Annotated in this window: 1 protein-coding gene; it reads left to right on the top strand. The window is 42.2% G+C overall.

Annotation, left to right across the window (positions count from 1 at the left end; all coding sequences use genetic code 11):
* The coding region (locus A3756_RS27180) for a hypothetical protein (protein ID WP_197481146.1) at positions 1-526 on the top strand (526 nt) is incomplete at both ends.

Raw genomic sequence — 526 nt, 5'->3', positions numbered from 1 at the left:
ACGAATGTAATGATGATGCACTATCTGTACTCAAAGAAGTCTGCACCAAGCATAAGCTTGTCGGCCTAAAAGTTAGTACAGGCAATAATATGATCGGCATTAAAGATGCTTCGAACGAAATAGATGACGTACTAAAGTCTAACGTTGACCTCGGCGCAATATTTCTATCAGAGGATCCTGACCCGAACGGCTTCACCGGTTTAGATTTGTGCATGAAAATTCATCATACACGACCTGAACTACCGATTTTTCTTCGTAGAAGCAGCCTTACTGATACGCAAGACCTTGACCCTGATGTTCAGGAAGCAATTACAGGTGTTTATACACTTGAGACACCTGAAGCTCTAGACGAGCTAATCAGCTCATATGTGTGCAGCATGTACTATCCTATCGAGCTTGCACAGGGCATCCAGGATATTTCCTTAGATGCATTTGAGAACGTCATTAAAGGTACAGATATTAGTTGCGAGCAGCCCTATTTGGTTAAAGACCAAATCATTTACGGTGAGCTGTTTAGCCTTATACC

This window comes from Oleiphilus sp. HI0086, assembly GCF_001635225.1.
Note: the sequence above shows the minus strand (reverse complement) of the source record. Positions and strands in the feature narration are given on the sequence as shown.